Below are 24,223 nucleotides of genomic sequence, written 5' to 3'. Positions count from 1 at the left end.
CCACTGCGCCCCCCTGCGGCCCCCCCCCGGGGGGGCCCCCCCCCCCGCCCCGGGGGGGGGGGGGGGGGGCCCCCCCGCCCCCCGCACCGCGCGCCCCCGCCCGCACCGGCCCCCGTCCCGCCTCCGGCCCCGCTCCGACCTTCCTGGTCGCCCCGCTCCCCGCACCGGCCCCCGCCCGGCCGCCCGCGTGTTCGGCCGGCGGTGGGCCGGTGTTCAGCGGCGGTGCGGCGCGGCGTCGCCTCCGCGCGGCAGGGTGCTGACCCGACCGTGTCCACGCCCCCGACCGTGTCCGCGACCGCGATCCCCCCTCCCGCGCCCGCGCCCCCGTGCGCCCGTCCCAGGAGCCCCCATGCGACGCTTCGCGCCCCTCCGCCGCCGACCGGCCCTCACCGCCGCCCTCCTCGCCTTCGCCCTGCTGGTCCCGGCCGCGCCCGCCGCCGCCGACGACGACCGCCCCCAGGGGCGCGGCGGCGAGGAGTCCCTGATCGAGACCCCGTGGGTCACCGCCCACCGCGGCGCCTCGGCCTACCGCCCCGAGCACACGCTGGCCGCCTACCGGCTGGCCATCCGCCAGCGCGCCGACGTCATCGAGCCCGACCTGGTGCCCACCAGCGACGGCCACCTGATCGCGCGGCACGAGAACGAGCTGGGCGGCACCACCGACGTGGACGAGCGCCCCGAGTTCGCCGACCGCCGCACCACCAAGGTGATCGACGGCGTCAGCGTCACCGGCTGGTTCGCCGAGGACTTCACGCTGGCCGAGATCAAGACGCTGCGCGCCGAGGAGCGCATCCCCCACATCCGGCCGCGCAACACCCGCTACGACGGCCGCTACGAGATCCCCACCTTCGAGGAGGTGCTGGAGGTCTGGGAGAAGGGCCGCCGGCGCGACCGCGACCTGCTGCTGATCCCCGAGCTGAAGCACGGCGGCTACTTCGACTCCATCGGCCTGGACACCGAGGGGATCCTGGCCGAGACCCTGCGGGAGCGCGGGCTGGACGGCCGCCGCTCCCCGGTGATCGTGCAGTCCTTCGAGCCCGCCAGCGCCCGCGAGGTCGACCGGCTCGTGGACGCCCGCGTGGTGCAGCTCATCAGCGGCTCCCAGGGGGCGCTCACCACGCCCGAGGCGCTGGATGAAATCTCCGAGTACGCCGACGCGATCGGCCCCGACCTGCGCTGGGTGCTGCCCATCGGCGCCGACGGCCGGGCGGGCGAGCCCACCGCGCTGGTGGCCGACGCCCACGACCGGGGCCTGCTGGTGACGCCCTACACGCTGCGCAGCGAGAACGCCCACCTGCCCAACGGCTACGACATCGGCGAGGACCCCACGCGCTACGGCGACTACCTCGACTACTACACGGCGGTCTACGCGACCGGGGTGGACGGCGTGTTCAGCGACAACCCCGACCACCTGTACCGGGCGCGGCAGATCCACGAGCGGGGGCAGCGCCGGCCCTGACCGGCACGGTGCCCGCAGCGCCCGCAGCGCCCGCAGTGCCCACGGGGGCCGCCCGCCGCCCGCCGCCCGGCGGGCGGCCCCGGCCGTCTTTAGACCCCTGTACGGCCGCCCTCAGCCGTCCTTCTCGAACCGGTAGCCCATGCCCGCCTCGGTGATCAGGTAGCGCGGGTGGGCGGGATCGGGTTCGAGCTTGCGGCGGAGCTGGGCCATGTAGACCCGCAGGTAGTTGGTCTCGCTCTGGTAGTTGGGCCCCCACACGTCGTGCAGCAGCCGCCGCTGGCTGACCAGCCGCCCGGCGTTGCGGGCCAGCACCTCCAGGATGTGCCACTCGGTGGGGGTCAGCCGCACCTCGGCGTCGCCCCGGGTGACCCGCTTGGCGCCCAGGTCCACGGTGAACGCGGCGGTGGCCACCACCGGCGCCTCCTCCACGTGCACCGAGCGGCGCTGGGCCGCGCGGATGCGGGCCAGCAGCTCGTCCATGCCGAAGGGCTTGGTGACGTAGTCGTCGGCGCCGGCGTCCAGCGAGCGGACCTTCTCGCTGGAGGAGTGCCGCGCCGACAGCACGATGATGGGCACCGAGGTCCACCCGCGCAGGCCCTCGATGACCTCGCCGCCCTCCATGTCGGGCAGGCCGAGGTCCAGCAGCACGACGTCGGGCGGCTGCTTGGCGGCCGCCTGGAGCGCCGAGGCGCCGTCGGTGGCGGTGTCGACGTCATAGCCGCGCGCGCGCAGGTTGATCCGCATGGCGCGGATGATCTGCGCGTCGTCGTCCACGACCAGGATCCGCATCGTCACACCTCGGTCTCAGGGGCGCCCGCCGGCCGGGCGGGTTCGGGCGGGGTGTCGGCGCCGCCGCCCGGTGGACCGGGCTCGGCGCCGGCGGGCGCGCCGCCCGGCACGGGGTCGGCGGTGCTGGTGTGCAGGGTGAACACCATGGTCAGCCCGCCGCCCGGGGTGTCCTCGGCGATCAGGGTACCGTCCATGGCCTCGGTGAAGCCGCGCGCCACCGCCAGGCCCAGGCCGATCCCGGTGCCGCGCGGTGCGTCGCCCAGCCGCTGGAACGCCTCGAAGATGCGGTCCTTGTGCTCCTCGGGCACGCCGGGGCCGTGGTCGGCCACCCGCAGCTCCACGGTGTCGCCCAGCGCGCTGGCCGCCAGCCGGATCGGCGGGCCGTCGGGCGGGTTGTGCCGGGCGGCGTTCTGCACCACGTTGGCCACCGCCCGCTCCAGCAGCCCGGCGTCGGCGCGCACGCGCGGCAGGTGGTCGGGGACGTCCACGCACACCGTGTGCGGCGGGATGCCGATGAGGGTGGCCGGCACGACCTCCTCCAGCCCCACGGCGCGGATCTTGGGCTGGACGGTGTCGGTCTGGAGCCGGCTCATGTCCAGCAGGTTGCCCACCAGGCCGTTGAGCCGGTCGGTGGACTCCTCGATGTTCTCCAGCAGTTCGGCGCGGTCGGCCTCGTCCAGCTCGATGTCGACCGAGCGCAGGCTGGACACGCTGGCCTTGATGGAGGTCAGCGGGGTGCGCAGGTCGTGGGAGACGGCGGCCAGCAGCGCGGTGCGGATCTTGTTGCGGGCGGCCTGGCGCTTGGCCTCGGCGGCGTCGCGGGCCAGCCGCTGGCGCTCCAGCGCGATGCCGATGTGGGTGGCGAACGCGCCCAGGATGCGCCGGTCGGCGGCGGGCAGCACGTGGCCGCGCAGGGCCAGCGCCAGGGAGTCGCTGACCGACACCAGCGCGTCGGCCTGGTCGGGCAGGGCGCAGGGGGCGTCGCCGACGCTCTCGACCCGGGTCCAGGCGCCGTCGTCCTCCTGGCGCAGCAGCGCGACCGAGCGCTGGCCGAAGGTCTCGCAGATGCGCCGCAGCAGGGCGGGCAGCGGCTCCTGGCCGTCGATGACGCTGCTGGCCAGCAGGCTCAGCGTGCTCGCCTCGGCCTTGGACCGGCTGGCCTGGAGCGCGCGCCGCTTGGCGAGGTCCACCACGAACGCCACCAGCACCCCCACCAGGATGAACGCGGCCAGGGCGACGGTGTTGTCGGTGCCGTGTATCGACAGCCCGTACAGCGGCGGGGTGAACAGCAGGTCCAGCAGCAGGGTGCTCCACACCGCGCCCACCAGCGCCGGCCACAGCCCGCCGACCATGGCGGCGGCGATGGTCGCGACCAGGAACACCAGCACGTGGGTGGCCAGCCCCAGGCCGTCGCCGGGCGCCAGCCGCATCGCCGCCGCCAGCAGCACGGGGCCGAGCAGTCCGATGGCCCAGCCCGAGAGGTGGCGGGCGCGGCTGAGGCTGCCGGCCAGCGGCGGCAGCAGGTTGCGGCCCCGGCCGACCTCCTCGTGGGTGATGATGTGGACGTCGATGTCGCCGGACTCGCGCGCCACCGTGGCGCCCACGCCGGGGCCGAAGACGTACTGCCAACTGCGCCGCCGGGAGGACCCCAGCACGATCTGGGTGGCGTTGACCCCTCGGGCGAACTCCAGCAGCGCGGTGGGGACGTCCTTGCCGATCACCTGGTGGTAGGTGCCGCCGAGTTCGGCGAGCAGGCGGCGCTGGGCGGCCACCACGTCGGGCAGCGGGTGGGCGAGGTTGTCGCCGGAGACCACGTGCACGGCCATGAGGTGGCTGGGCTGGGGGCGGCCCCCGCGCGAGCGGGCGGCCACGCGGGCGGCGCGGCGGATCAGGGTCTCGCCCTCGGGGCCGCCGGTCAGCGCGACCACGACGCGCTCGCGCGCCTCCCAGGTCTGGCGGATCTTGTGCTCGCCCCGGTAGTGGGCCAGGCCCTCGTCCACGCGGTCGGCCACCCACAGCAGGGCGAGTTCGCGCAGGGCGGTGAGGTTGCCCTCGCGGAAGTAGCTGGAGAGGGCGGCGTCGATCTTCTCGGCGGGGTAGATGTTGCCATGGGACATGCGCCGGCGCAGGGCGTGCGGCGACATGTCGCACAGCTCGATCTGGTCGGCGCGGCGCACGATCTCATCGGGGATGGTCTCGCGCTGGCGCACGCCGGTGATGCGCTCCACCACGTCGTTCAGCGACTCCACGTGCTGGATGTTGAGGGTGGTGATGACGTCGATGCCGGCGTTGAGCAGCTCCTCCACGTCCTGCCAGCGCTTGGCGTTGCGGGTGCCGGGGGCGTTGGTGTGGGCGAGGTCGTCGACCACGGCCACCCGGGGAGCGCGGGCCAGCAGGGCGTCAAGGTCGAGTTCGCCGGGCGCGGCGCCGCCCCGCGCGCGCGGCAGGACCTCCAGGCCGTCCAGGAGTTCGGCCGTGCGGGGGCGGTCGCGGGTCTCGACCAGGCCCACGACGACGTCGGTGCCGCGCTCCCGGCGGCGCCGGGCCTCGCTCAGCGCGGAGTAGGTCTTGCCCACGCCGGGTGCGGCGCCCAGGTAGATGCGGAGCTTGCCTCGTGCCACGCACCCATTCTTAGCCGACGCGGCAAGTGCCCCAGGTCATGCGGGGGGTGCGGCGGGCGGCCGGGGGGCCGCGAGGGTGCCCGGGGCGGGGTCCGGAGGCAAGGTGCGGCGGGGGTTCGCGGGGGCGGGGACGCTCGCCCGGGGGTGACGGGGGTGTGTCGCCGGGGTGGGCCGTCCGGTTCCCCGGCGTTCGTGTAGCCGACACGTCGGGGTGGCATAACTACGACGACCGGAAGGACCACGAGACCACGACACCCACCACGAGCACGACGACCACGGCGGCCCGCCGCCCGCCGCACGCCTTCGGCCCACCGGCCGCACCCGCCCGCGCCGCGCACCGGCGCGGACGCCCCCCGGTTCCGTTCCCCCGCCCCACGCGCACCACGAGGAGCCGCCATGGCCGGCCAGCCGCCGTATCCGCCGCAGCCGTCCCAGCCGTCGCCGGAGCCCGCCGGACCGGGCGCGCCGGGCGGTGCGGGCGGCGCCGACTTCCCCGGCACCCCCGGTGGGCCGGTGCCCCCGGGGTGGGGTGGGCCGGGCGATCCGGGGCCGGCCGGCGGCGGCCGGCCCGAGGGCACCCCCCGGTCCCCGATGCCCGCCGGCCGGTGGTGGGTCATCGGCGGCGTGGGGATCGGCGGAGCGGTGGCGCTGGCGGTGGTCGGCGGCATCCTGTGGAGCCTGGCCGCGCCGGGGCCGCCCTACACCGTCCTGGCCGACTGCCGGGGCCTGCTGCCGCCCGAGGCCGTCACCGAGATCCCCGAGCTGGCCGGGGGCAGCGTGGAGGGCGAGGCGCTGGGCGCGGGCGAGACCGCCGAGGCGGCCGTGCTCCAGCAGGTGGAGTGCTGGTCGGTCAACGACGACGAGGACGCCGCCGGGCTGATGACCGTCAGCCTGCGCCGCTACGGCCCCGAGACCCGGGATTCGGAGTACGTCACCCTCCAGCGCGCGCTCGACCGCGAGCGGCGGGAGCTGACCGGCGGCCTGGCCCAGGAGGAGGCCACGGCCCGCCACGTCGAAATCTCCGACGGCGTGGTGGCCGACATCCGGCTGCGCTCGCTGGGGCTGGGCGAGGACGGCTACGCCGCCGTGTTCTCCAACGCCGAGGACGACTACGGCACCTACGACGACATGGACAGTTGGGCCGTGGCGCACTTCTACGACCGCAACGTGATGGTGCAGATCATGTACCAGGGCGCGGCGGACATGTCGCCGCAGGCCAAGCTGGACACCGCGACGGCGATCGCGGAGCTGGTCGACCGCCGGCTCGGGGAGACCGCGCAGACGGCGTGAGCGCGGACGACGCTGTGAGCGCGCGGCCGGGACCCGGGGCGGGTGTGCCCAGGTCCCGGCCGCGCGCACTCACGCCCGGGAGCGGCCCCGCCGCCGGCCGGGCGGCTAGCGGGTGGGGTCCAGCGCGAGCTTGCCGACGGTGGCGCGCGAGCGCAGGTCCTCGTGGGCGCGGCGGGCCTCCGCCAGCGGGTACTCCCCGCCCACGACCGCGCGCAGCCGGCCCGCGCGCACCAGGTCGAACAGCTCGGTCATGGCCTGGCGCACCACGTCGCCGGGCAGGGCGAAGGCCTGGCTGAGCCACATGCCGCTCACCGTGGTGGAGTGGCGCAGCAGGGCGGGCAGATCGACGGGCGAGGGCGCCTCGCGCGAGGCCATGCCGTAGAAGGCGAGGCGGCCGAAGGGCGCCAGCGCCCGCAGGCTCTGGTCGGTGGTGCGCCCGCCCGTCATGTCCAGGACCGCGTCGACCCGCTGACCACCGTTGGCCTCGCGCAGCGCCGCCGTCATGTCCTCGGCGCGGGAGTCCACGGCGGCGTCGGCGCCCAGCTCCAGCGCCAGGCGGCGCTTGTCCTCGCTGCTGGCGGTGGCGATGACGCGGCCCGCGCCGAACGCCTTGGCAAGCTGCACCGCCAGCGAGCCCACCCCGCCGGCGGCGGCGTGCACGACCACCGACTCGCCCTCGGCCAGGTGCACGTTGCGGCGCAGCAGCACCCAGGCGGTGGCGCCCTGGACCAGCATGGCCAGGGCGGTGACGGCGTCCACGCCGTCGGGGACGTCGTAGACCATGGCGCGCGGGGCGGCGGCCCGCTCGGCGTAGCCGCCGCCGTCGAGCAGGGCGGCGACCCGCCGGCTCTCGGGCGTGCGGCCGACCACCTCGCTGCCCGGCACGAGCGGCAGCGAGGTGGCGGCGACGTAGCTGTCCTCGGTGCGGTGGGTGTCGGCGTAGTTGACCCCGGCGCGCTCGACCTCGATCAGCACCTGGTCGGGGCCGGGCCGGGGGTCGGGCACCTCGGCGGGGCGCAGGACCTCCGGGCCGCCGAACTCGGTGATCTGGATCGCTCGCACGTGGCTGCCTCCCGTTGCCGGACTTCAGGGCGGACCGACCGCCCGGTATGTCGCGTCGAGCCTAGTCGGCGTCGCACGGCGGGTCCACGCCGGGGGTTCAGCGGCGTGGCGGCAGGCCGGGGAAGCGGGGCGGGCGCTTGTCGAGGTAGCTGCCCACGCCCTCGGCGAAGTCGGGGCCGGTGAAGGACTCCGCCATCAGGCCGGCGGCGTCGTCGGCGGCGGCGCCGAAGCCGCTCTCGGCGGCGCGCAGCACCTGGCCCTTGATGACCGCCATGGACCACGGCGAGCAGGTGGCGGCCAGGGTGCGGGCGTAGTCGAGCGCGTCGGCCACCACGTCCTCGCGCGGGCGGGCGAAGTCGACCAGCCCCATGCGTTCGGCCTCCGCGCCCAGCACCACGCGCGAGGACAGCAGCAGGTCCAGGGCGCGGCCCTGGCCGACCAGGCGCGGCAGCCGCCACGCCACGCCGTACTCGGCGGCCAGGCCGCGCGCGCTGAAGGAGGTGGTGAGCTTGGCGTCGTCGGCGGCGAAGCGGACGTCGGCGAACAGGGCGAGGACCAGGCCCACCCCGGCCGCCGGGCCGTTGACGGCGGCCACCACGGGTTTGCGCAGCTCGGCGGGCAGGGCCAGCGCGCGGCCGTCCACCCGGACCTCCTGGCCGCTGATGGCGCTGAGCGCGGCCATGTCGGCGCCGGCGCAGAAGGCGCGCCCGGCGCCGGTGATCACGACGGCGCGCACCCGGGGGTCGTCGTCGGCGGCGCGCAGCAGCGCGGTCAGCCGGTCGGCCATGGCCGGGGTCCAGGCATTCAGCCGGTCGGGGCGGTTGAGGGTGAGTCGCAGGACGCCGTCGTGGAGGTCGCCGAGCACGGGGTCGTCGGGGGAGCCGGCAAAGGGGTCGGCGGTGGCGGCGGGGTCGGCGGGCTCGGTCATGTCGCCTCCTCGGGCGCGGTGGGACGGCGGGGACGGCGGTGGGGTGCTGGCGGGACGGCGGTGGACACGGGCGGGCGGCGACGGGCGGCAGGGCGGGCGACAGGACGGACGGAAGGTGCGTGGCGTACATCCAACTGCGGACTCCCGCATCTCGGACAACTCGGGTAGATTCCCCCTGGGCGTCGTTGATTCCGGCATCGTGGTCCCGCGCACGGTGAGAGGGAGCCTTCCCGTGTCAACTGTACGAACACGGATCTACACCGACGATACGCACCAGTTCTGGTCGCAACTGGGCAAGGTGGCTCTCCTCGGTCTCACCCTCTTCGCCGGTTGCGCTCTGTTCGGGGTCCGCGACGCCATGCTGTGGATCAGCTCCGGGCTCTCGGTGTGCTTCCTGGCCGCCCTGGTCGTGCTGCTGTGGCGCAGCCGCGTCCGCCACGGCCAGACCAGCTTCGTGTTCGACGGCTCCGTGCTGCTCTACCGCCGCTGCCGCCGGCGCCTTTTGGAGTCCAAGTCCTTCGACCTCAAGGACCTGGTGGCGGTGCAGTTGCGGATGCGGGCCGACAGCATCCAGGCGCTGGACTTCGGGTTCGAGGACCGCATGCCGCCCGAGCTGGTGATCCGCACCGTCAACGGCGAGCCCGAGAGCTTCCGGGTGCTCGCGCTGGACATCGAGGGGCGCACCGAGCTGGCGGGGTTCTTCGCCGAGGTTTGCCGCAGCGCGGGCATGGAGCGCAAGGGCGTGGAGGAGCAGGGGCTCACCACGACGCTGCGCTGGCGCCACCCGGCCCGGCACGACTACGCGCGGTTCTAGGCGGGTCGGCCGGCTCAGGAGGCGAACGGGCGCGGCGGCGGAGGGTCGAACTCGCCCAGCACGGCGGTGGCGTCGTCGTGCGGCTTGCCCCGGGGCACGCCCCGGGTCCGTTCCTCGGCGCGCACCCAGGCGATGACCCCTTCGGGCCCGGCCTCGCCCAGCCGCCGCCACACCTCGGCCCACGAATGGCCGAAGCAGTCCGCCAGCCGCGCGCAGCCGTCGGTCAGCAGCGCGAACCGCGCGCCCGGCGCCGTGCCCGCCACCGCGCGGTGGGCGGCCTCGGGCACCGCGCCGGCCACCCAGAACCCGCCCTCGGCGTTGCGGTGCGCGCGCACCAGTTCCCGGGTGTAGGGGCGGCCGCCGGGCAGGCGGTCCACGCGGTCGTCGGTGACGGCGCGCACGCCGCCGCCGGGATCGGGCAGCAGCACCGTGCAGTCGGCAAGGACCAGGTACTCCAGCCCGCCGGAGCCGTCGCGGGCCGGGCGCGCCAGCGCCGCCGTGGCCGAGGGGCTGTCGGGGTTGGCCAGGTCGCAGCCGCCGCCGTGGTCGGCGCGGGTGCGCTCGATGGCCGCCGCCAGGCAGTCGGCCAGGGCGGCGGCGGGCCGCTCGGCCGCCAGCTCGGCGGCCAGCGCCGCCGCCAGCCGGTCCACCAGCCACGTCACGCCGTGGCGGCACCCGGTGTCCAGGCCGGGCGGCTCGGTGGCGCCGTCCAGGACGAACGCCCAGTCGGCCCCCGCCGCCGCGCGGTCCTCGTTCACGGCGCCGTGGCCCTGCTCACTGGCGATGCGCATCAGCACGCGGCGAGCCTACCGGCGGCCCGCCGCGCGCGGAGGCGCCGGGCGTCCGGCCCGCCGGTCACACCTCGGCCAGGCCGAACCCGGTGAAGCGGATCAGGTCGGACATGGTGAACTCGCCCGGCCGCGCCGAGGGGAGCGTGGGGGTCCAGGCCGGGTCGGTGCTGAGGTAGGACGACGGGTCGGCGGCGAGCAGGCCGACGAACACCTCGGCGACGATCCGCCCGCCCACCGGCCCCAGGTGGCGGCCGCCCGCCAGCACCTCGGCCTCGCGCAGCACGTAGTACCACAGCGGCGCCCCGCCGCGCCGGGGCAGGCCCAGGTCGGCGTGGGAGAGCGGGTCCAGGCCCATCGCGCCCGCCACGGCCTGGCCCGAGGGCAGGCCAAGCCGCACGCCCCGGGTCAGGTTGCGCTCGACCAGGGAGGCCACGCCCGCCGCCGCCTCCGGCGGCAGCTCCAGCAGCGGCGGCACGATGCGGGTGTCCACGGCGCGCGCGGGCACCGGCTCGCGGCCCTCCTCCAGCGGGAAGAAGCGCGGCCACTCGATCTGCCAGACCGGCGGCAGGATGCGGAACCCGCCCAGGTGCGACAGCGGGTCGCTCTGGGCGATGGGCTCGGGCGTGAAGATCGGCAGCGCCGGGACGGTGGTGTTGAACTTGTAGCGCGCCCGCACCAGCGAGTGGCCGAAGCGGTAGGCGGCCCCGGAGAACTCCACCGGGATGAAGGGGGCGCGCCGCCAGCGGAAGAACTCCGGCACGGCCTTCTCGACGGGCCGGCCGCCGGGCACGCGCGGCTCGCGGCGCAGGACCGCGTCCAGCGTCTCCTCGCCCACGATGCGGCGCAGGAAGTCGTGCACCACGACCCACTGGTAGTGCCAGCGCACGATCCGCTGCGCGAGCGTGAAGTCGTCGGGTTCGGGCGCGGGCTCGGCGGCGCGCAGCTCCTCGGCGCGGTCCAGCACCGCGTTGTGGAACAGCAGCATGGTGAGCTGGAGCTGGCTGACGATGATGTTCTCGTCGTTGCGGGGGTCGCCGATGAGCGCGGTCTGCTGCTCGTTGCGCGGCAGGTCGAACTGGTCGTCGTGGCGGCCGATCAGGAAGCGGCCGGGGCGCTCGGCGTCGTAGAGGTAGGGCTGGTCGGCGGGGCCGCGCCCGTAGAGGCAGTCGAGGTCGAAGCGCGGCGTGCGGAAGTTGGTCAGCGCGTCGGGGTCGTCCTGGCGGGCCTGGAGGGGGGTGGGGTCGAACGTGAGGTCGTGGTCGATGAACTGGCCGAGGTAGGTGTAGCCGGCCGGGATGCCGGGGTTGTCCAGCTCGGGCTCGGCGGGCGGCTGGTCGGCCATCCGCGCGGCCAGGTCGGCGATCTCGTCCCGGCTCAGCAGGAGCGGGCGCAGGCGGCGGAACATGCGCCCGAAGCGGCCCTCGAACAGCGGGGACTCGGGCACCCGGGCCAGGCCGCGCTGGACGAACCCGTGGGTGCGCGCGGGAGCGTCGGGCTGCGGCAGCGCCGCCCCGGCGCCGGCGACCTCGACCGGGCGCTGTTCGGGCTGGACCGGAAGTGCGGAACCCTTCATTGCGTCCTCTTCTCTGGATCTCCCTGGAAACGGCGCGGTGCGTCCGGGACGGCGCCGGCCGTGGGGCCGGCGCCGCCCGGAGGCGTGCGGCGCGGACCGGGGCGGCCGTCGCGCACCGCTGCCAGTGCCGACGATCCGGGGCGCGGAAAAGGGCGGCAACACCCCTGGCCGCCTGCGGCCGTCGCGCGGGAAGAAGCGAACCAGCCGCCCGCGGGGAGCCCGGAGCGCGGAGCCGGGGGAGGGTTCGCGGGAGGGTGGGGGGCGAACGGGGTGCGGAGGGGGCCGGGAGCCGGAGGCGCGGGCGGCCGGACGCGGCATCCGCCCACGCCGCACGCCTGGCCCGCCCGGGGCGCGCGGGCGGGAGCGGGAGGCGGCGGACTCGGGTGAGGGACTGTAGGGTGACGCGCCCGGCGGATCCGGGGTGATCCCTCCCGGTTACGGCGATGCGCGTCACTCGTCGCGGAATGTAACGGCGTGGAATTCCGGTCGCGCTCGGTAACACGGTGTTCGCGGAAGTGACGGGATTGCGCCCAGTGCCGTTACCCCACCCCCGCCCGACCGAATCCATCCTCGCGCACGCTGAGAACGCACGGAGCGTGATCGAGGTGGCGGGTGTGTCGGGGGTGACGGGCGTGCACGGTGATCGGCCCGCCGGCGGGTGGCCGATGTAGGACGAGGGAGCGCTAAGGGCGGCGGGTGGTGGGGGCGTGCGGTCACCGGGTCGGGGAACGGAAGGCGGAGCGGGCGGGGGTCGCGACGTGGTGTTCGACCATGCCGCACACCGGACCACGCCCGCGCGCGGGCGTGGTCCGGTGTGCGGCGGTAGGGGGTGCCCGGCGGATCCCGGGTAATCCCTGCCGGCTGCGGCGACGGGCGCGTTCCCGTCGCGATCACCCCTCACATACGGCCACGGCCGCGTGCGCGGAGGCGGCGCCGGGCGGAGCCTCGGCGGGGGACGCGCCGGCGCCGCCCGGTCAGGCGCGCGGTCCCAGGAACAGGCCGCCGCTGGCGTCCACGACCTGGCCGGTGATCCAGCGGGCGGCGTCGGAGGCGAGCAGCGCCACCACGTCGGCGACGTCCTCGGCCGTCCCCAGCCGGTCGAGCGCGGTCGAGCCGGCGATGTGCTCGACCAGGCCCGGCGCCGCGAAGGCCGCCGCATTGGTCGCGGTCCGGGTGGCGCCGGGGGCGACCGCGTTCACCGTGATGCGCCGGACGCCGAGTTCGTTGGCCAGGGTCCGGGTCATCGTCTCGACCGCGCCCTTGGTCATGGCGAAGGACGTCTGCGCGGGGTTGGCCATCCGGGTCGCCACCGACGAGACCGTGATGACCCGGCCGCCGTCGGCGAGCAGCGGCAGCGCGCGCTGGACGATGAAGTAGGGCGCGCGGACGTTGACCGCGAAGAGGCGGTCGAACTCGGCCCGGGTGGTGGTGCCCATGGGGCCGGCCGGCGGGGCGGCGGCGTTGTTGACGAGGATGTCCAGCGGCCGGCCCGCCAGTCCGGCCGCCACCCCCGCCAGGAGCGTGTCGGCGTCGTCGTCGGTGCCCAGTTCCGCCCGCACGGCGAAGGCGGTGCCCCCCGCGCGTTCGATCGCGGCGACCGTGGCCGCCGCGCCGGCCGCGTCCGTGCCGTAGTGCACGGCGACCGCCGCGCCCTGCGCCGCCAGCCGGGTGGCCACCGCCTGCCCGATGCCGCGCGAGGCGCCGGTCACCAGGGCCGTCCTTCCGCTCAGTCCGTCCATGCCGCCCACCTGTTCCTGTTAGTCGCTCGCAAAGTGGTAGTCGCTACCACTGGGGTAGTGTCTACCACATGACTGAGGGGCGCTCACCGCTGCGGGCCCGGCTCCGGGCCGAGACGCGGCGCATGATCCAGGGGCACGCGGTACGGCTGTTCACCGAACGCGGATACGACGCCACGACCGTGACGGAGGTCGCCGAGGCGGCGGGCGTGTCACCGATGACCGTCTACCGGCACTTTCCGACCAAGGAGGACCTCGTGCTGGTGGACCGGCGGGACCGGCTTGTCGCCGAGCGGATCGCCGCGTCGCCGCCCGACGGACCGCTGGTCCGCCGTATCGGCCGCGCGCTCGTCGAGGCCGCCGCGCTGCTGGCGGGCGGCGGCGGGGATGGCGGTGGCGACGGCGGAGGTGACGGTGGCGACGGGGACCCGGAGCGGGACCGCGACCTGCTGCTGGCCCGGCTGCGCCTGATGATCTCCACGCCCGCGCTGCGCGCCCGGCACCTGGACAGCAACGTCGCGCTCCAGCAGGCCATCGTGGACGCGCTCGGGGCCGAGGCCGCCGGCCCCGAGGCGGCGTTCCGCGCCCACGCGGCGGCGGGCGCCTGCCTGGCCGCCCTGCACACGGCCCTGGTGCGCTGGGCGGAGGAGGACGGGCGCGCCGACCTGCCCGAGTTGATCGCCCAGGCGCTGGCCGCCGCCTTCGGCGACGACGCGGTGGCCGGCGCCGATGGCGCCGACCGGTGACAAGGCGGGGGCGGGTGCCCGGCAGGATGCCCTCGGCGCGGATGGCGGTGATCAGGGGGGCGGTGAGGTCGGCCAGGCGGCGGCAGCCGTCCTCGTCGATGGCGGCGAAGGCCGGGACCGACAGCGCGTCGGTGCGGGCCTCCAGGTCGCTGCGCAGGGTGCGGCCCGCGTCGGTGAGCACGGGCGCGCCGTCCTCCCCGGCCGTGACCCAGCCCTGCTCGGCGGCGCGCGCCACCCCCGCCTCCCACTCCTCGTCGGCCCAGCCGCGCGTGCGGCGCAGCGTGGAGGGCCGCGCCCCGCCGGCCGCGGCGTAGGTCACCAGCGCCTCCAGCGGCCCCACCCCCGAGGTCAGGAGGGTGGCCACGTGGCCGTCGCCGCGGAACTCCCGCAGCAGGGTGGCCGCGTGCCACAGCACGTTGTGCGGCTCCTCGGGCCAGGGGAGCGCGGCGTGCGCGGCGAACAGCGTGCGCCCCTGGGCGTGCTCGGCCGCCGCCAGCGCCGCCGTGCGTGCGAGGTCGGCGGCCTCGCGGACCTCGGCCGAATCCGCGACCTCGGCGCCCAGGATGCGGCGCAGCGCGGTGTCGGCGACCGTGTGCCGCGCCTTCAGCACCGCCTCGGGAGCGGCGATCGACCACGCGTGCGGGATGACCGAGGAGATCAGCGTCGGGCTGAAGCTGTAGAACGTCGCGGTGACGGTCTGCGGCGTCGCCGCGCCCATCGGCGCCGAGCGGGAGGCGAAGTACCCCATGCCCACCGGCTCCAGGCCAATGCCGGTGTAGTGCTCGGCCGCCTCGGGGGCGAAGTAGACGACGAGGTGGATCGGCTCCACCGCTGCCCACGCCGCGCGGGCGAGGTCGGGGGAGAGGGCTGTGGCGCGGGTCATGTCGGCCGCCTTTCGTTCGGTCGGACCGCCGTGGCGCACGGCAGGGGGTGCGGCGCGGCAACGCCGTCCGCACCGCAAGGCTAGACAACGGCGCCCCGGCCCTCGGGCGGCACCTGCTCCTTGGGCCGAGCCTTGGGCGGCCCTTCGGACCGCTCCCTTCGCTCCCCCGCCGCCGGCCTTCCGGCCACTCCCTCGGCCCGGCTATCGGGCGGCCCCGCTCCTCGGGTCCACCCTTGCCCGCTCCTGCGGACGCATCTCGGGGGCATGCCTCCTTTGGCCTCGTTCCCATGTCCCCGACCTTCCGGCCGCTTCCTCCGCACGGCCCTTCCGACCGCCCCTCGGCCCTGCTCCTTGGGCGTGCGGGCGCTGGGACGTTACCCATCGGTATTGACACCGACCGGTTGGTTTGCGTAGGAACGGGGAGGGACACCGGTGCGCGGTCCCCACCCCGCCCCCACCCACCCCCGACGTAGGGAGCACGTCATGCAGGCAGAGGCCACCACCGCCCACGGCCGGGTGCGGGGAGCGGTCGAGGACGGTATCGCCGTCTTCCGCGGAATCCCCTACGCCGCCCCGCCGCAGGGTGCCGACCGGTTCGGCGCTCCCCGCCCGGTCGAGCCGTGGACGGGCGTGCGCGAGGCCGTGGAGTACGGCCCCACCGCCCCGCACCCGCCCTACCTCGGCGGCCTGGCCGACGCCCTGCCCGAGCGCCGCATCCCCGGCGCCGACTACCTCAACCTCAACGTGTGGACCCCCGGCACCGGCGAGCGCGGCCTACCAGTCCTCGTGTACATCCACGGCGGCGCCTTCACCAACGGCTCGGGCGCCGAACCCGCCTACGACGCCGCCGCGTTCGCCCGCGACGGAGTCGTCGCCGTCACCTTCAACTACCGCCTGGGCGCCGAGGGCTTCGCCCGGGTCGAGGGCGCGCCCGACAACCGGGGCCTGCTCGACCAGATCGCCGCGCTGGAGTGGGTGCGCGACAACATCGCCGCGTTCGGCGGCGACCCCGCCCGCGTCACCGTCTTCGGGGAGTCGGCGGGCGCCATGAGCGTCGTCACGCTGATGGCGATCCCGCGCGCCCGCGCCCTGTTCCACCGGGCGATCGCCCAGTCCGGCGCCGGGCACACCGTGCAGCACCCCGAGGACGCCGACCGGATCGCCGCCGCGCTCGCCGAGCGCCTGGGCGTGCCCGCCACCCCCGATGGCCTGGCCGGGGTGCCCGTCAAGGCGCTGCTGGAGGAGCAGGTGCGGATCGACATCGAGATCCGCGGCCGCGGCGGCGGGCGCGGCTGGGGGCCGCGGCTGCGCCGCACCGGCGCGCTGCCGTTCGCGCCGGTGGTCGACGGCGAACTGCTGCCCCAACGCCCCGTGGAGGCGCTGCGCGCGGGCGAGGGCGCCGGCATCGATCTGCTGATCGGCACCACCAGCGAGGAGTACCGCCTGTTCCTGGTGCCACCGGGGATCCTGCCCGCCATCGGCGCCGACCGCCTCGCCGCCGAGGCGCGCGTCCTGGGCCTCCCCGAGGAGGCGGCGGCCGTCTACGCCGAGGAGGCGGGCGGCGCCCCCGGCGACGCCTACTGCGCGCTGTGCACCGACGCGGTGTTCCGCATCCCCGCCTACCGGGCGCTGGAGGCGCGCGCCGCCGCCGGGGGCGGCCGCAGCCACGCCTACGAGTTCACCTGGCGCTCGCCGCGCTTCGACGGCGCGCTGGGCGCCTGCCACGCGCTGGAGATCCCGTTCGTGTTCGACAACCTCGCCGACGGGCGCACCCTGGCCGGGCCGGAGGCGCCGCAAGCGCTGGCCGACGCCATGCACCGCGCCTGGATCGACTTCGCCACGACCGGCGACCCGGGCTGGCCGGAGTGGGACCCCGCCGAGCGCGTGTTCATGCGGTTCGACCACTACGGCGCGGGCACGGTGCGCGACCCGGGCGCCCGCACCCGGCTGCTGTGGGAGGGGCTGGCGGACTGACCGACCGGCGCGGCCGGCGGGCCGGTCAGCGGACCGACCGGCCGCGCCGCCGTGGTCGCCTCGGGCGCGCTTCGGCCGCCGCCACTACCGGCACCGCCACCGGCCCGTATTCCGCTAGCGGGGCACCGCCGGCGGCGGCACGTGCCCCGGGCGGCCCGGCCACACCACGGGCCGGTCGGGGTGCTCGGCGGCGCGCCGCTGGGCGTCGAGCACGGTCGCCTCGGCCGCCGCGCGGTCCTGCCAGCCGCGCACCTCCGAACTCTTGCCCGGCTCCAGCCGCTTGTAGATGTCGAAGAAGTGCTTGATCTGGTTGATCTGGAGCTGGGGGATGTCGCGCAGGTCGCGCACGTGCTCCAGGCGCGGGTCGCCGGCCGGCATGCACAGCACCTTGGCGTCGGGGCCGCCCTCGTCGCGCATCCAGAACACCGCCACCGGCCGCACCCGCACCACGCAGCCGGGGAAGGACCGCCACTCCAGCGGGACCATGGCGTCCAGCGGGTCGCCGTCCTCGGCAAGGGTGCCGGGGAAGTAGCCGTAGTCGGCCGGGTACTGGGTCGAGGTGAACAGGTGGCGGTCCAGCCGGATGCGGCCGACCGAGTGGTCCATCTCGTACTTGTTCTGCGACCCCTGCGGGATCTCGACCACCATGTCGAGTTCCATGCCAGCCCTCCTCGTCGCCGTCTGCGGACCGTGCCGCGCCGGCGCCGCGCCGGCACCGCCGCGTCCCCTCGAACGCTACCCGGGTCCGCGCTCCGGCACCGTGGCGGGGCCGTCGTCCCGTGCCCCCTCAGCGCCCGCGCGAGCGCCTGGGCCGTACGCGGGGAGTGAGGGATCAGTGGCGGTCCGCACCCCGGGTGCGAGCACGGGGAGTGACGCACGTAACATCCTGCGGCGGGAGGTGCCGCACCCGCCCGCGTGCGCGCGGACGGCGGCGCCGCCCACGGCCACCCGCCGCCGCGGCGCCCCGCCAGCCGCGGCGGTACGGGCACGCGGGCGGGCGGAACGGAGGTCGCTGTGGCCCCATCATCGGACAAACCGGTCCGGGAGCCCATCCGGAAACCGTGGATCTGGATCGTCCTGGCCCTCCTCCTGCTGGCGGGCGTGCCGCTGTACTGGCCGCCGGGCACCGTCGAGCCGATCGTGCTGGGGCTGCCCCTGTGGGCGCTGGTCACCGTGGCTTCGTCGGTCCTGCTCAGCGCCTACCTGAGCTGGCTGTGCCTCACGCAGTGGTCGGTGGTGGAGGACGCCGAGGAGGCCGAGGCCCGCGCGGAGCGCGAGCGGCGGGCGGACGGCCGGCGCGGAGCGAGCGGGGAGGCCGGCGCGTGAACGACCTCGCCTTCGCGGGCGCGCCGGGGATCGCGGTCCTGGTGGCCTACGCCGTCATCATGCTGGGCATCGGCTTCTGGGTGAGCCGCAGCCGGCCCGGAGTGCGCGACACCCTGGACAACTACTACCTGGCCGGCCGCCACCTCGGCGTCCTGGTGCTGTTCTTCACCCTCTACGCCAGCCAGTACAGCGGCAACAACGTGGTGGGCTACGCCCCGGCCGCCTACCGCATGGGGTTCACCTGGTGGCAGTCGGTGACCTTCATGACCGCCATCATCGGCGGCTACCTCCTCTTCGCGCCGCGCCTGTACGCGGTCGCCAAGCGGGAAGGGTTCCTCACCCCCACCGACTGGCTGCTGCACCGCTTCGGCGGCCGGCGCGTGGGCCTGCTGGCCGCGCTGCTGATGCTGTGGGCGCTGGCCAACTACCTGCTGGAGCAACTGGTGGCGATGGGCCACGGCATCGCCGGCCTCACCGGGGGCACCGTGCCCTACCAGGTGGGCGTGGTCGGGTTCGTCGTGGTGATGCTGGCCTACTCGTGGATGGGCGGCATGCGCGCGGTCGCCTTCACCGACGTCATGCAGGGGGTGACGCTGCTCATCGGCGTGGCCGTGATGCTGGCCGGCGGGCTGTACCTGGCCGGCGGCTCACTGGGGGACACGGTCGCCCACGTGGTGGCGGCGGAACCGGAGAAGGCGGCGGTGCCGCCGGTGCGCGACTCGGTGAACTGGCTGTCGATGGTGGTGATGGTGGGCATCGGCGCGGCCGTCTACCCGCACGCCATCCAGCGCATCTACGCGTCGCGGAGCGAGCGCACCCTCAAGCGGTCGCTGGCGGCCATGGCGTGGATGCCGCTGATCACCACCGGGGTGGTGTTCCTGGTGGGCTTCCTGTGCATCGAGCTGTTCCCGGGGCTGGGCGACACCGAGTCCGAGCAGTTGGTGGGCATGCTCGCCAACGAGGTCGCCGGGATCAACGTCTTCTTCGCGGCGATGATGGTGCTGCTGTTCGGCGGCGTGATCGCGGCCATCGTCTCCACCGCCGACTCCGTGCTGCTCAGCTTCTCCTCGATCGTCTCCAACGACATCTACCGCAAGGGGTTCGCGCGGGGCGGCGACGAGGGGCGGGCGCTGCTGGTCGGCAAGGCGGCGGGGATCGCGGCGGTGGCGGTGCTGCTGGCGCTGGCCTGGAACCCGCCGACGCTGCTGGTCAACATCTTCGTGCTCAAGTTCGAGCTGCTGATCCAGATCGTCCCGGCGTTCATCGTGGGCCTGTACTGGCGGCGGCTGCGCGAGGCGCCGGTGTTCTACGGCATGGTCGCCGGCGCGCTGCTCGCCGGCGGACTGAGCCTGGCCGGGGTCGAGGACGTGTACGGCGTGCACGGCGGCCTGGTCGGGCTCGCGCTGAACACGGTGATCAGCGTGGCGGGCTCGCTGCTGCCCGCCCGCACGCCGAGCGGGCCGACCGCGTCGGCCGCGCCGATCGGGCCGAGCGGGGCGGAGGAGCGCCCGGCGGCAGGCCGGGAGGAACGCCCGGAGGCCCGACCGGACGACCGGCCGGGCGGCGCCGAGGCGCCCATCGCCGGGGCCTGAAGCAGCGGTGGGCGGTCCGGGCCGGTGCGCGGCCCGGACCGCCCTGCGCCTGGTGGTCGGCTGGGGGTCGCCGTCCCGGCCCTCAGCGTCCGGCCGCGTAGCCCTGGGCACCGCGCGGGTTGGCCGCCGCGCGCAGGACCCCCGTCTCGGGGTCGCGCGCCACCGCCGACAGGCGGCCCAGCGACCACGGGTCGGAGACCACGACGTCGTGCCCGCGCCGGCGCAGTTCGGCGATGGCGTCCTCGCCCAGGCGGGACTCCACCACCAGTTGGCCGGGCGAGATCTCGCGCGGGTAGAACGAGCTGGGCAGGCCGTTGGTGTGGAACATCGGCGCGTCCACCGCCTCCTGCAAGCCCATGCCGCCGTGCACCAGCCGCAGGAAGTACGTCAGCGACCACTGGTCCTGCTGGTCGCCGCCGGGCGTGCCGAACGCCAGCACGGCCTCGCCGTCCTGGGTGACGAGCGTGGGCGTGAGGGTGGTGCGCGGGCGCTTGCCGGGCGCGATGACGCTGGGGGAGCGCGGGTCCAGCCAGAACATCTGGCCGCGCGTGCCCAGCGGGAACCCCAGTTCGGGGATCACCGGCGAACTGGCCAGCCAGCCGCCGCTGGGGGTGGCCGCGACCATGTTGCCGTGCCGGTCCACGACGTCGAGGTGGCAGGTGTCGCCGCGCTGCTCGCCGGCGCGGTCCACGGTCGGCTCGCCGCTGGTGCCCAGCGGCAGCGGGGTGGTGCCGGTGAGCCGCAGTTCGGTGAGGTGGGGCGCGCGCCCGCCGGGGGAGCCGGGGCGCAGTTCGCGCGACGCCTCGGCGGCCACCAGCTTCGCGCGCTCGGCGGCGTAGGCGGGCGAGAGCAGGTCGGCCAGCGGCACGTCGGCGAACGCGGGGTCGGCGTACCACGCCTCACGGTCGGCGAAGGCGAGTTTGGCGGCCTCGGCGACCCGGTGCACGAACTCGGCGGAGAGCACGCCGGCCGCGCCCGACTCCGCGTCGGCGCCGGTGCCCAGGGCCTCGTGCAGGAGGAGTTGCTGGAGGAAGACCGGCCCCTGCCCCCAGGGGCCGGTCTTGTGCACGGTGCGGCCGGCGTAGGTCAGGCTGACGGGCTCCTCGTAGGTGGCGCTCCAGGCGGCGAGGTCGTCGCCGGTCAGCAGCGCCCGGCGCGGGGTGCCGGCGCCGTCGGGGCGGGGCTCGGCGCAGAACCGGCTGATGGCCTCGGCGACGAAGCCCTCGCGCCAGATGCGGCGGGCGGCGTTGATGCGCTGCTCGCGGGTGCTCCCGGCGGCCTCGGCCTCGGTGACGACGCGCTCGTAGGTGTCGGCGAGGGCGGGGTTGGTGTGGAAGGAGTCAAGCGCGGGCGGCGCGCCGCCCGACAGCCACAGCGCGGCCGAGGAGGGCCAGTGCCGGGTGAAGACCTCCCGCACGGCGGTGACGTGGCCGACGATGTGGGGGGTGACGGGGTATCCGCGCCGGGCGTAGCCGATGGCCGGTTCCAGCAGGTCGCGCAGTGGCAGGGTGCCGTGGTCGCGGGCCAGCAGCAGCCAGGCGTCGAACGCGCCGGGGACGCAGGCCGGGAGCACGCCGCTGCCGGGGATGCGGTCGAGCCCGGCGAAGGCGTCGGGGGTGGCGGCGGCGGGCGCGGGGCCCTGGCCGCAGACCACGGTGGGGGTGGCGCCGGCCGCCTGGAAGATGATGGGGACCTCGCCCGCCGGCCCGTTGAGGTGCGGCTCGACCACCTGGAGGGTAAACCCGGCGGCGACGGCGGCGTCGAAGGCGTTGCCGCCGCGCTCCAGGACCGACATGGCGACCCCGGTGGCCAGCCAGTGGGTCGACGCGGCCATGCCGAACGACCCGCGCAGCTCGGGCCGGGTGGTGAACATGGGCATGGGTGCTGGTTCCTCCTTGCGGGCGGGACGAACGACGAGAGGGGCGGAGCGACGGACGGGGGAGGGGAAGGCAGGGTGCGGCGACAGCCACCCTTCAGGGGGCGGCCGCGCTCCCGGCTACCGTATACATCCCACGTCGGAGGAGTAGGCGGCGGGGTCGCAGCGGGCGGCCATCGGTTCGCGGGCCGGTGGTGGGGGTGTGCGACGGGGGCGCGGTGATGTGCCGCAGCGGCCCCCCGCCCCTTTGCCGTTCCTGCCTAGCGGGTGGCGACTCCCAGGGGTGGGAGTAGGGACTCCTCCTCGTAGGTGAAGTGGCGGTCCAGTTCGGCGTCGATGCGGGCGAGGTCGGCGCGCAGGGCCGGGAGGTCGGGGGTGGGGGTGTCCTCGCGGAGGAGGGTGCGCAGGTCGGTGAGCAGGTCGGCCACCGCGCGGTGCTCCGCGCGCAGGCGGGTGACGGCGGGGCGGAGGTGGGGGTAGGCCGCCTCGAAGGCGGTGAACGCGCCGTCCTCGCGGATGTGGTGCAGGCCAAGCGCGTCGCACAGGGACAGGCAGTGCGCCATGAGGTCGGCACCGCCCTCCGGCCTGGCCGCCGCCGCGACGTTCGCGCCGGTGTCCGGCGCCCCCTCGGCGAGGCGGCGGTCCACGGCCGCGCGCACCCGCCCGACCTGGGCGCGCAGGTCGTCGTGGTGGCGCTTGAGTTGCTCGCCGATGGCCCGGCCGCGTTCGGGGTCGCCGGTGAGGTCGAGCAGGTGCAGGGCCACGACCGGGATGGTGCGCGCCGTCGCGTCCTGGTAGGCGGCGAACGCGGGGTCGCGCTCGGCCTGGAGCGCGTACTGGCGGTCGCGCTCCTCCCCGTCGAGCGGCACGGCGCGCGCCGCGTGCACCGCCACCCCGCCGCGCCCGTCGCCGATCTCCACCGTGACCTGCGGGTGGGCCAGCAGGTTGTGGTACCAGGCGGGGTTGCGCGGGCCTCCGGCGTTGGAGGCGAACACCAGCAGGCGCTCGCCGTCGCGCGCGTACACGGCGGGGTTGGTGTGGGGCCGCCCGGTCCGCGCCCCGGCGGTGGTGAGGAGCACCAGCGGCGCCCCCGCGAACATCCCGCCCACCGCGCCGCCGTTGGCCCGGAACTCCGCGATGACCCGCCGGTTGAAGGCGGCGGGGCTCGGTTCCTCCGTCGTGGTCTCAGACCCGTTAGACCCGTCAGTCCTGTCAGACATGTCGGTCATGGTGCCCGTCCATTTATCTTTGGATGCAAAGCTATTAGGTGATGAAAGGTAAATGGGCGGCGGTGCGGTGTCAATCGGCGATACGGGACGGGACTCCCCGGGCGGCGGCGGGGCCGCCCTCACACGTCGAACAGCGGTTCCGGGTAGCCCGACGCGGGCCGGGCCGACTCCCACGGCGCGTGGATCCGCGGGGCCGGGACGTCGGCCAGCTCCGCCACGTACCGCCGGATGTAGTCGCCCCGGGGGTCGAACCGGCGCGACTGCCGCAAAACGTTGAATGAGCGGTTGGGCCGGGTGTCGTTGCCGGTGCCCGCAACCCACTGCCAGTTGCCGTAGTTGTCGGCGATGTCGCCGTCGGTCAGCAGCGCGTGGAAGTGGTCGCCGCCGCGCCGCCAGTGCACCCGCAGTTCGCGGGTCAGGAACGCGGCCGTGATGAGGCGGGCGCGGTTGTGCATGAACCCCTCCTCCAGCAGTTGGCGCATGCCCGCGTCGACGACCGGGACCCCGGTGCGGCCCTCGCACCAGGCGGCGAACGCGGCGTCGTCGTCGCGCCAGCGGGTGTCGCGCGGCCGGTAGTCGCGCCGGGCCAGCAGCGGGAAGGCCGCGCACACCTGGTGGTGGAAGTCGCGCCAGGCCAGTTGCCGCACGAAGGGGTCGCAGCCGCCGCGTTCGCGGGCGGCGCGCGCCAGTTCCAGCGGCGACAGGCAGCCGAACCGCAGGTCGGCGCTGAGGCGGGAGGTCGCGTCGGCGGCGAGGTCGTCGTGGTCCTCGCCGTAGCCGGAGCAGCCGCCGCGCAGCCACCGGCGCATCCGCTCGCGCGCGGCGCCCTCGCCGCCGCGGATCCGGCGCGGGGACAGCCGCCCGGTGCCCCGCTCCACGCACTCCTCGCCGGGCAGCGCGCCCGCGTCCAGCCCTTCGGGCAGGGGGCCGAGCCGACGCGGCGGGCGCTCGGCGCGGCGCCACGGGCGCGCCTCCCACGCCCGCCAGTAGGGGGTGAACACCTTGTAGTGGTCGCCGGTCGCCGGTACCAGTCCGCCGGGCGGCACCACGGTGACGCCGGGGAACTCCGCGACGGCGAACCGCTCCCGCGCACCGGCGGCACGCAGGCGGCGGGCGCGGTCGGCGGCGAAGGCGCTGACGTCGGCGCTGAGGTGCACGCGCTCGGCCTCCACCGCCCGCGCCACCCGCACCGTCTCGGCGACGGTGTCGCCGGAGCGCACCACGAGGTCGGCGCCCACCGCGCGCAGGCCGTCCCGGAGGTCGGCCAGGGCCTCGCGCAGGTAGGCGATCCGGTTGCGCGCCGAGCGGGTGAGCACGGTGGGGTCGAGCACGAAGAGCGGCACCACGCCGCCGCCGCGCTCCTCGGCGGCCGCCAGCGCGGGATGGTCGTGCGTGCGCAGGTCGCGGGTGAACAGCACGATGGTCGGCCGCACGGGCGGGCCTCCTCCGTCCCTCGGCAACGGGCGGGTGTAGTGGCGACACTACCCCCGGTGATGTCAAGGTTCGGGCAGGTCAGAGCGGGTAGGGCCGCCGA

The 24,223-nt window shown here is 75.8% G+C and carries 18 protein-coding genes and 1 pseudogene; 7 read left to right on the top strand and 12 right to left on the bottom strand.

Going from position 1 to position 24,223, the window contains the following annotated elements; genetic code table 11:
* Positions 1–349: 349 nt before the first annotated feature.
* Complete coding sequence (locus tag LG943_RS18695) at positions 350–1,459, top strand: glycerophosphodiester phosphodiesterase family protein (protein ID WP_270073606.1); 1,110 nt, start codon at positions 350–352, stop codon at positions 1,457–1,459.
* A 111-nt stretch (positions 1,460–1,570) separates the two neighbouring features.
* On the opposite strand, the gene LG943_RS18690 is transcribed toward LG943_RS18695, so the two are convergent.
* Both LG943_RS18690 and LG943_RS18685 read right to left on the bottom strand, forming a co-directional pair.
* Positions 1,571–2,248, bottom strand: coding sequence for a response regulator (locus tag LG943_RS18690; protein WP_270073605.1), 678 nt, complete (start codon positions 2,246–2,248; stop codon positions 1,571–1,573).
* Between the two features lie 2 nt (positions 2,249–2,250).
* Positions 2,251–4,869: a sensor histidine kinase gene (locus tag LG943_RS18685; RefSeq protein WP_270073604.1), complete on the bottom strand. Its 2,619-nt coding sequence runs from the start codon at positions 4,867–4,869 to the stop codon at positions 2,251–2,253.
* 396 nt (positions 4,870–5,265) lie between these two features.
* Between LG943_RS18685 and LG943_RS18680 the strand changes: the two genes are divergently transcribed.
* Entirely contained in the window at positions 5,266–6,159 is an 894-nt protein-coding gene (locus tag LG943_RS18680) for a hypothetical protein (protein ID WP_270073603.1), read from the top strand.
* 105 nt (positions 6,160–6,264) lie between these two features.
* On the opposite strand, the gene LG943_RS18675 is transcribed toward LG943_RS18680, so the two are convergent.
* Both LG943_RS18675 and LG943_RS18670 read right to left on the bottom strand, forming a co-directional pair.
* Positions 6,265–7,221 (bottom strand): quinone oxidoreductase family protein, encoded by a 957-nt coding sequence (locus tag LG943_RS18675; protein ID WP_270073602.1) that lies wholly within the window; start codon positions 7,219–7,221, stop codon positions 6,265–6,267.
* Positions 7,222–7,318: 97 nt separating this feature from the next.
* Complete coding sequence (locus LG943_RS18670) at positions 7,319–8,149, bottom strand: enoyl-CoA hydratase-related protein (RefSeq protein WP_270073601.1); 831 nt, start codon at positions 8,147–8,149, stop codon at positions 7,319–7,321.
* A gap of 232 nt (positions 8,150–8,381) precedes the next feature.
* Between LG943_RS18670 and LG943_RS18665 the strand changes: the two genes are divergently transcribed.
* Entirely contained in the window at positions 8,382–8,963 is a 582-nt protein-coding gene (locus LG943_RS18665; RefSeq protein WP_270073600.1) for a hypothetical protein, read from the top strand.
* Positions 8,964–8,977: 14 nt separating this feature from the next.
* Here the strand turns inward: LG943_RS18665 and LG943_RS18660 are convergent, their stop codons facing one another.
* The 3 genes from LG943_RS18660 to LG943_RS18650 form a co-directional block, all read right to left on the bottom strand.
* On the bottom strand, positions 8,978–9,754 hold the full coding sequence (locus LG943_RS18660) for a protein phosphatase 2C domain-containing protein (protein WP_270073609.1): 777 nt from the start codon (positions 9,752–9,754) through the stop codon (positions 8,978–8,980).
* 64 nt (positions 9,755–9,818) lie between these two features.
* A complete protein-coding gene (locus LG943_RS18655; protein ID WP_270073599.1) occupies positions 9,819–11,327 on the bottom strand; it encodes a peroxidase family protein in 1,509 nt (502 codons plus the stop codon).
* Between the two features lie 974 nt (positions 11,328–12,301).
* The gene (locus LG943_RS18650) at positions 12,302–13,066 is read right to left on the bottom strand and encodes an SDR family oxidoreductase (RefSeq protein WP_270073598.1); all 765 of its coding nucleotides are present in this window, start codon (positions 13,064–13,066) and stop codon (positions 12,302–12,304) included.
* A 68-nt stretch (positions 13,067–13,134) separates the two neighbouring features.
* On the opposite strand from LG943_RS18650, the gene LG943_RS18645 reads away from it, so the two are divergent.
* Complete coding sequence (locus LG943_RS18645) at positions 13,135–13,809, top strand: helix-turn-helix domain-containing protein (protein WP_270073597.1); 675 nt, start codon at positions 13,135–13,137, stop codon at positions 13,807–13,809.
* A 79-nt stretch (positions 13,810–13,888) separates the two neighbouring features.
* On the opposite strand, the pseudogene LG943_RS27780 reads toward LG943_RS18645, so the two are convergent.
* Positions 13,889–14,692, bottom strand: a pseudogene (locus tag LG943_RS27780) (SCO6745 family protein); the annotation flags it as partial.
* 483 nt (positions 14,693–15,175) lie between these two features.
* On the opposite strand from LG943_RS27780, the gene LG943_RS18640 reads away from it, so the two are divergent.
* The gene (locus LG943_RS18640) at positions 15,176–16,666 is read left to right on the top strand and encodes a carboxylesterase/lipase family protein (protein WP_270073596.1); all 1,491 of its coding nucleotides are present in this window, start codon (positions 15,176–15,178) and stop codon (positions 16,664–16,666) included.
* Positions 16,667–16,780: 114 nt separating this feature from the next.
* Here LG943_RS18640 and LG943_RS18635 read toward each other — a convergent pair whose 3' ends face one another.
* Positions 16,781–17,326, bottom strand: coding sequence for an inorganic diphosphatase (locus LG943_RS18635; RefSeq protein ID WP_270073595.1), 546 nt, complete (start codon positions 17,324–17,326; stop codon positions 16,781–16,783).
* 354 nt (positions 17,327–17,680) lie between these two features.
* Here LG943_RS18635 and LG943_RS18630 point away from each other — a divergent pair, with 354 nt between their 5' ends.
* Together LG943_RS18630 and LG943_RS18625 are read left to right on the top strand one after the other, a co-directional pair.
* Positions 17,681–17,992, top strand: coding sequence for a hypothetical protein (locus LG943_RS18630; RefSeq protein WP_270073594.1), 312 nt, complete (start codon positions 17,681–17,683; stop codon positions 17,990–17,992).
* The gene (locus tag LG943_RS18625) at positions 17,989–19,584 is read left to right on the top strand and encodes a sodium:solute symporter family protein (protein ID WP_270073593.1); all 1,596 of its coding nucleotides are present in this window, start codon (positions 17,989–17,991) and stop codon (positions 19,582–19,584) included. Before LG943_RS18630 ends, LG943_RS18625 begins: the two co-directional genes overlap by 4 nt.
* An 82-nt stretch (positions 19,585–19,666) precedes the next feature.
* Here LG943_RS18625 and LG943_RS18620 read toward each other — a convergent pair whose 3' ends face one another.
* From LG943_RS18620 to LG943_RS18610, 3 genes are all read right to left on the bottom strand, one after another.
* A complete protein-coding gene (locus tag LG943_RS18620) occupies positions 19,667–21,463 on the bottom strand; it encodes a gamma-glutamyltransferase family protein (RefSeq protein WP_270073592.1) in 1,797 nt (598 codons plus the stop codon).
* A gap of 257 nt (positions 21,464–21,720) precedes the next feature.
* On the bottom strand, positions 21,721–22,680 hold the full coding sequence (locus LG943_RS18615) for a nitroreductase/quinone reductase family protein (RefSeq protein WP_270073591.1): 960 nt from the start codon (positions 22,678–22,680) through the stop codon (positions 21,721–21,723).
* 128 nt (positions 22,681–22,808) lie between these two features.
* Positions 22,809–24,122, bottom strand: coding sequence for a cryptochrome/photolyase family protein (locus LG943_RS18610; protein WP_270073590.1), 1,314 nt, complete (start codon positions 24,120–24,122; stop codon positions 22,809–22,811).
* Positions 24,123–24,223: the final 101 nt, after the last annotated feature.

This window comes from Streptomonospora mangrovi (assembly GCF_027604915.1).
GTDB classification, from domain to species: domain Bacteria; phylum Actinomycetota; class Actinomycetes; order Streptosporangiales; family Streptosporangiaceae; genus Streptomonospora; species Streptomonospora mangrovi.
Note: the sequence above shows the minus strand (reverse complement) of the source record. Positions and strands in the feature narration are given on the sequence as shown.

Coding starts and splice junctions, on each gene's coding strand:
- LG943_RS18620 (WP_270073592.1), bottom strand. CDS start 21,463: ATGCCCATGTTCACCACCCGGCCCGAGCTGCGCGGGTCGTTCGGCATG.
- LG943_RS18695 (WP_270073606.1), top strand. CDS start 350: ATGCGACGCTTCGCGCCCCTCCGCCGCCGACCGGCCCTCACCGCCGCC.
- LG943_RS18670 (WP_270073601.1), bottom strand. CDS start 8,149: ATGACCGAGCCCGCCGACCCCGCCGCCACCGCCGACCCCTTTGCCGGC.
- LG943_RS18640 (WP_270073596.1), top strand. CDS start 15,176: ATGCAGGCAGAGGCCACCACCGCCCACGGCCGGGTGCGGGGAGCGGTC.
- LG943_RS18680 (WP_270073603.1), top strand. CDS start 5,266: ATGGCCGGCCAGCCGCCGTATCCGCCGCAGCCGTCCCAGCCGTCGCCG.
- LG943_RS18615 (WP_270073591.1), bottom strand. CDS start 22,680: ATGTCTGACAGGACTGACGGGTCTAACGGGTCTGAGACCACGACGGAG.
- LG943_RS18650 (WP_270073598.1), bottom strand. CDS start 13,066: ATGGACGGACTGAGCGGAAGGACGGCCCTGGTGACCGGCGCCTCGCGC.
- LG943_RS18660 (WP_270073609.1), bottom strand. CDS start 9,754: ATGCGCATCGCCAGTGAGCAGGGCCACGGCGCCGTGAACGAGGACCGC.
- LG943_RS18690 (WP_270073605.1), bottom strand. CDS start 2,248: ATGCGGATCCTGGTCGTGGACGACGACGCGCAGATCATCCGCGCCATG.
- LG943_RS18635 (WP_270073595.1), bottom strand. CDS start 17,326: ATGGAACTCGACATGGTGGTCGAGATCCCGCAGGGGTCGCAGAACAAG.
- LG943_RS18655 (WP_270073599.1), bottom strand. CDS start 11,327: ATGAAGGGTTCCGCACTTCCGGTCCAGCCCGAACAGCGCCCGGTCGAG.
- LG943_RS18645 (WP_270073597.1), top strand. CDS start 13,135: ATGACTGAGGGGCGCTCACCGCTGCGGGCCCGGCTCCGGGCCGAGACG.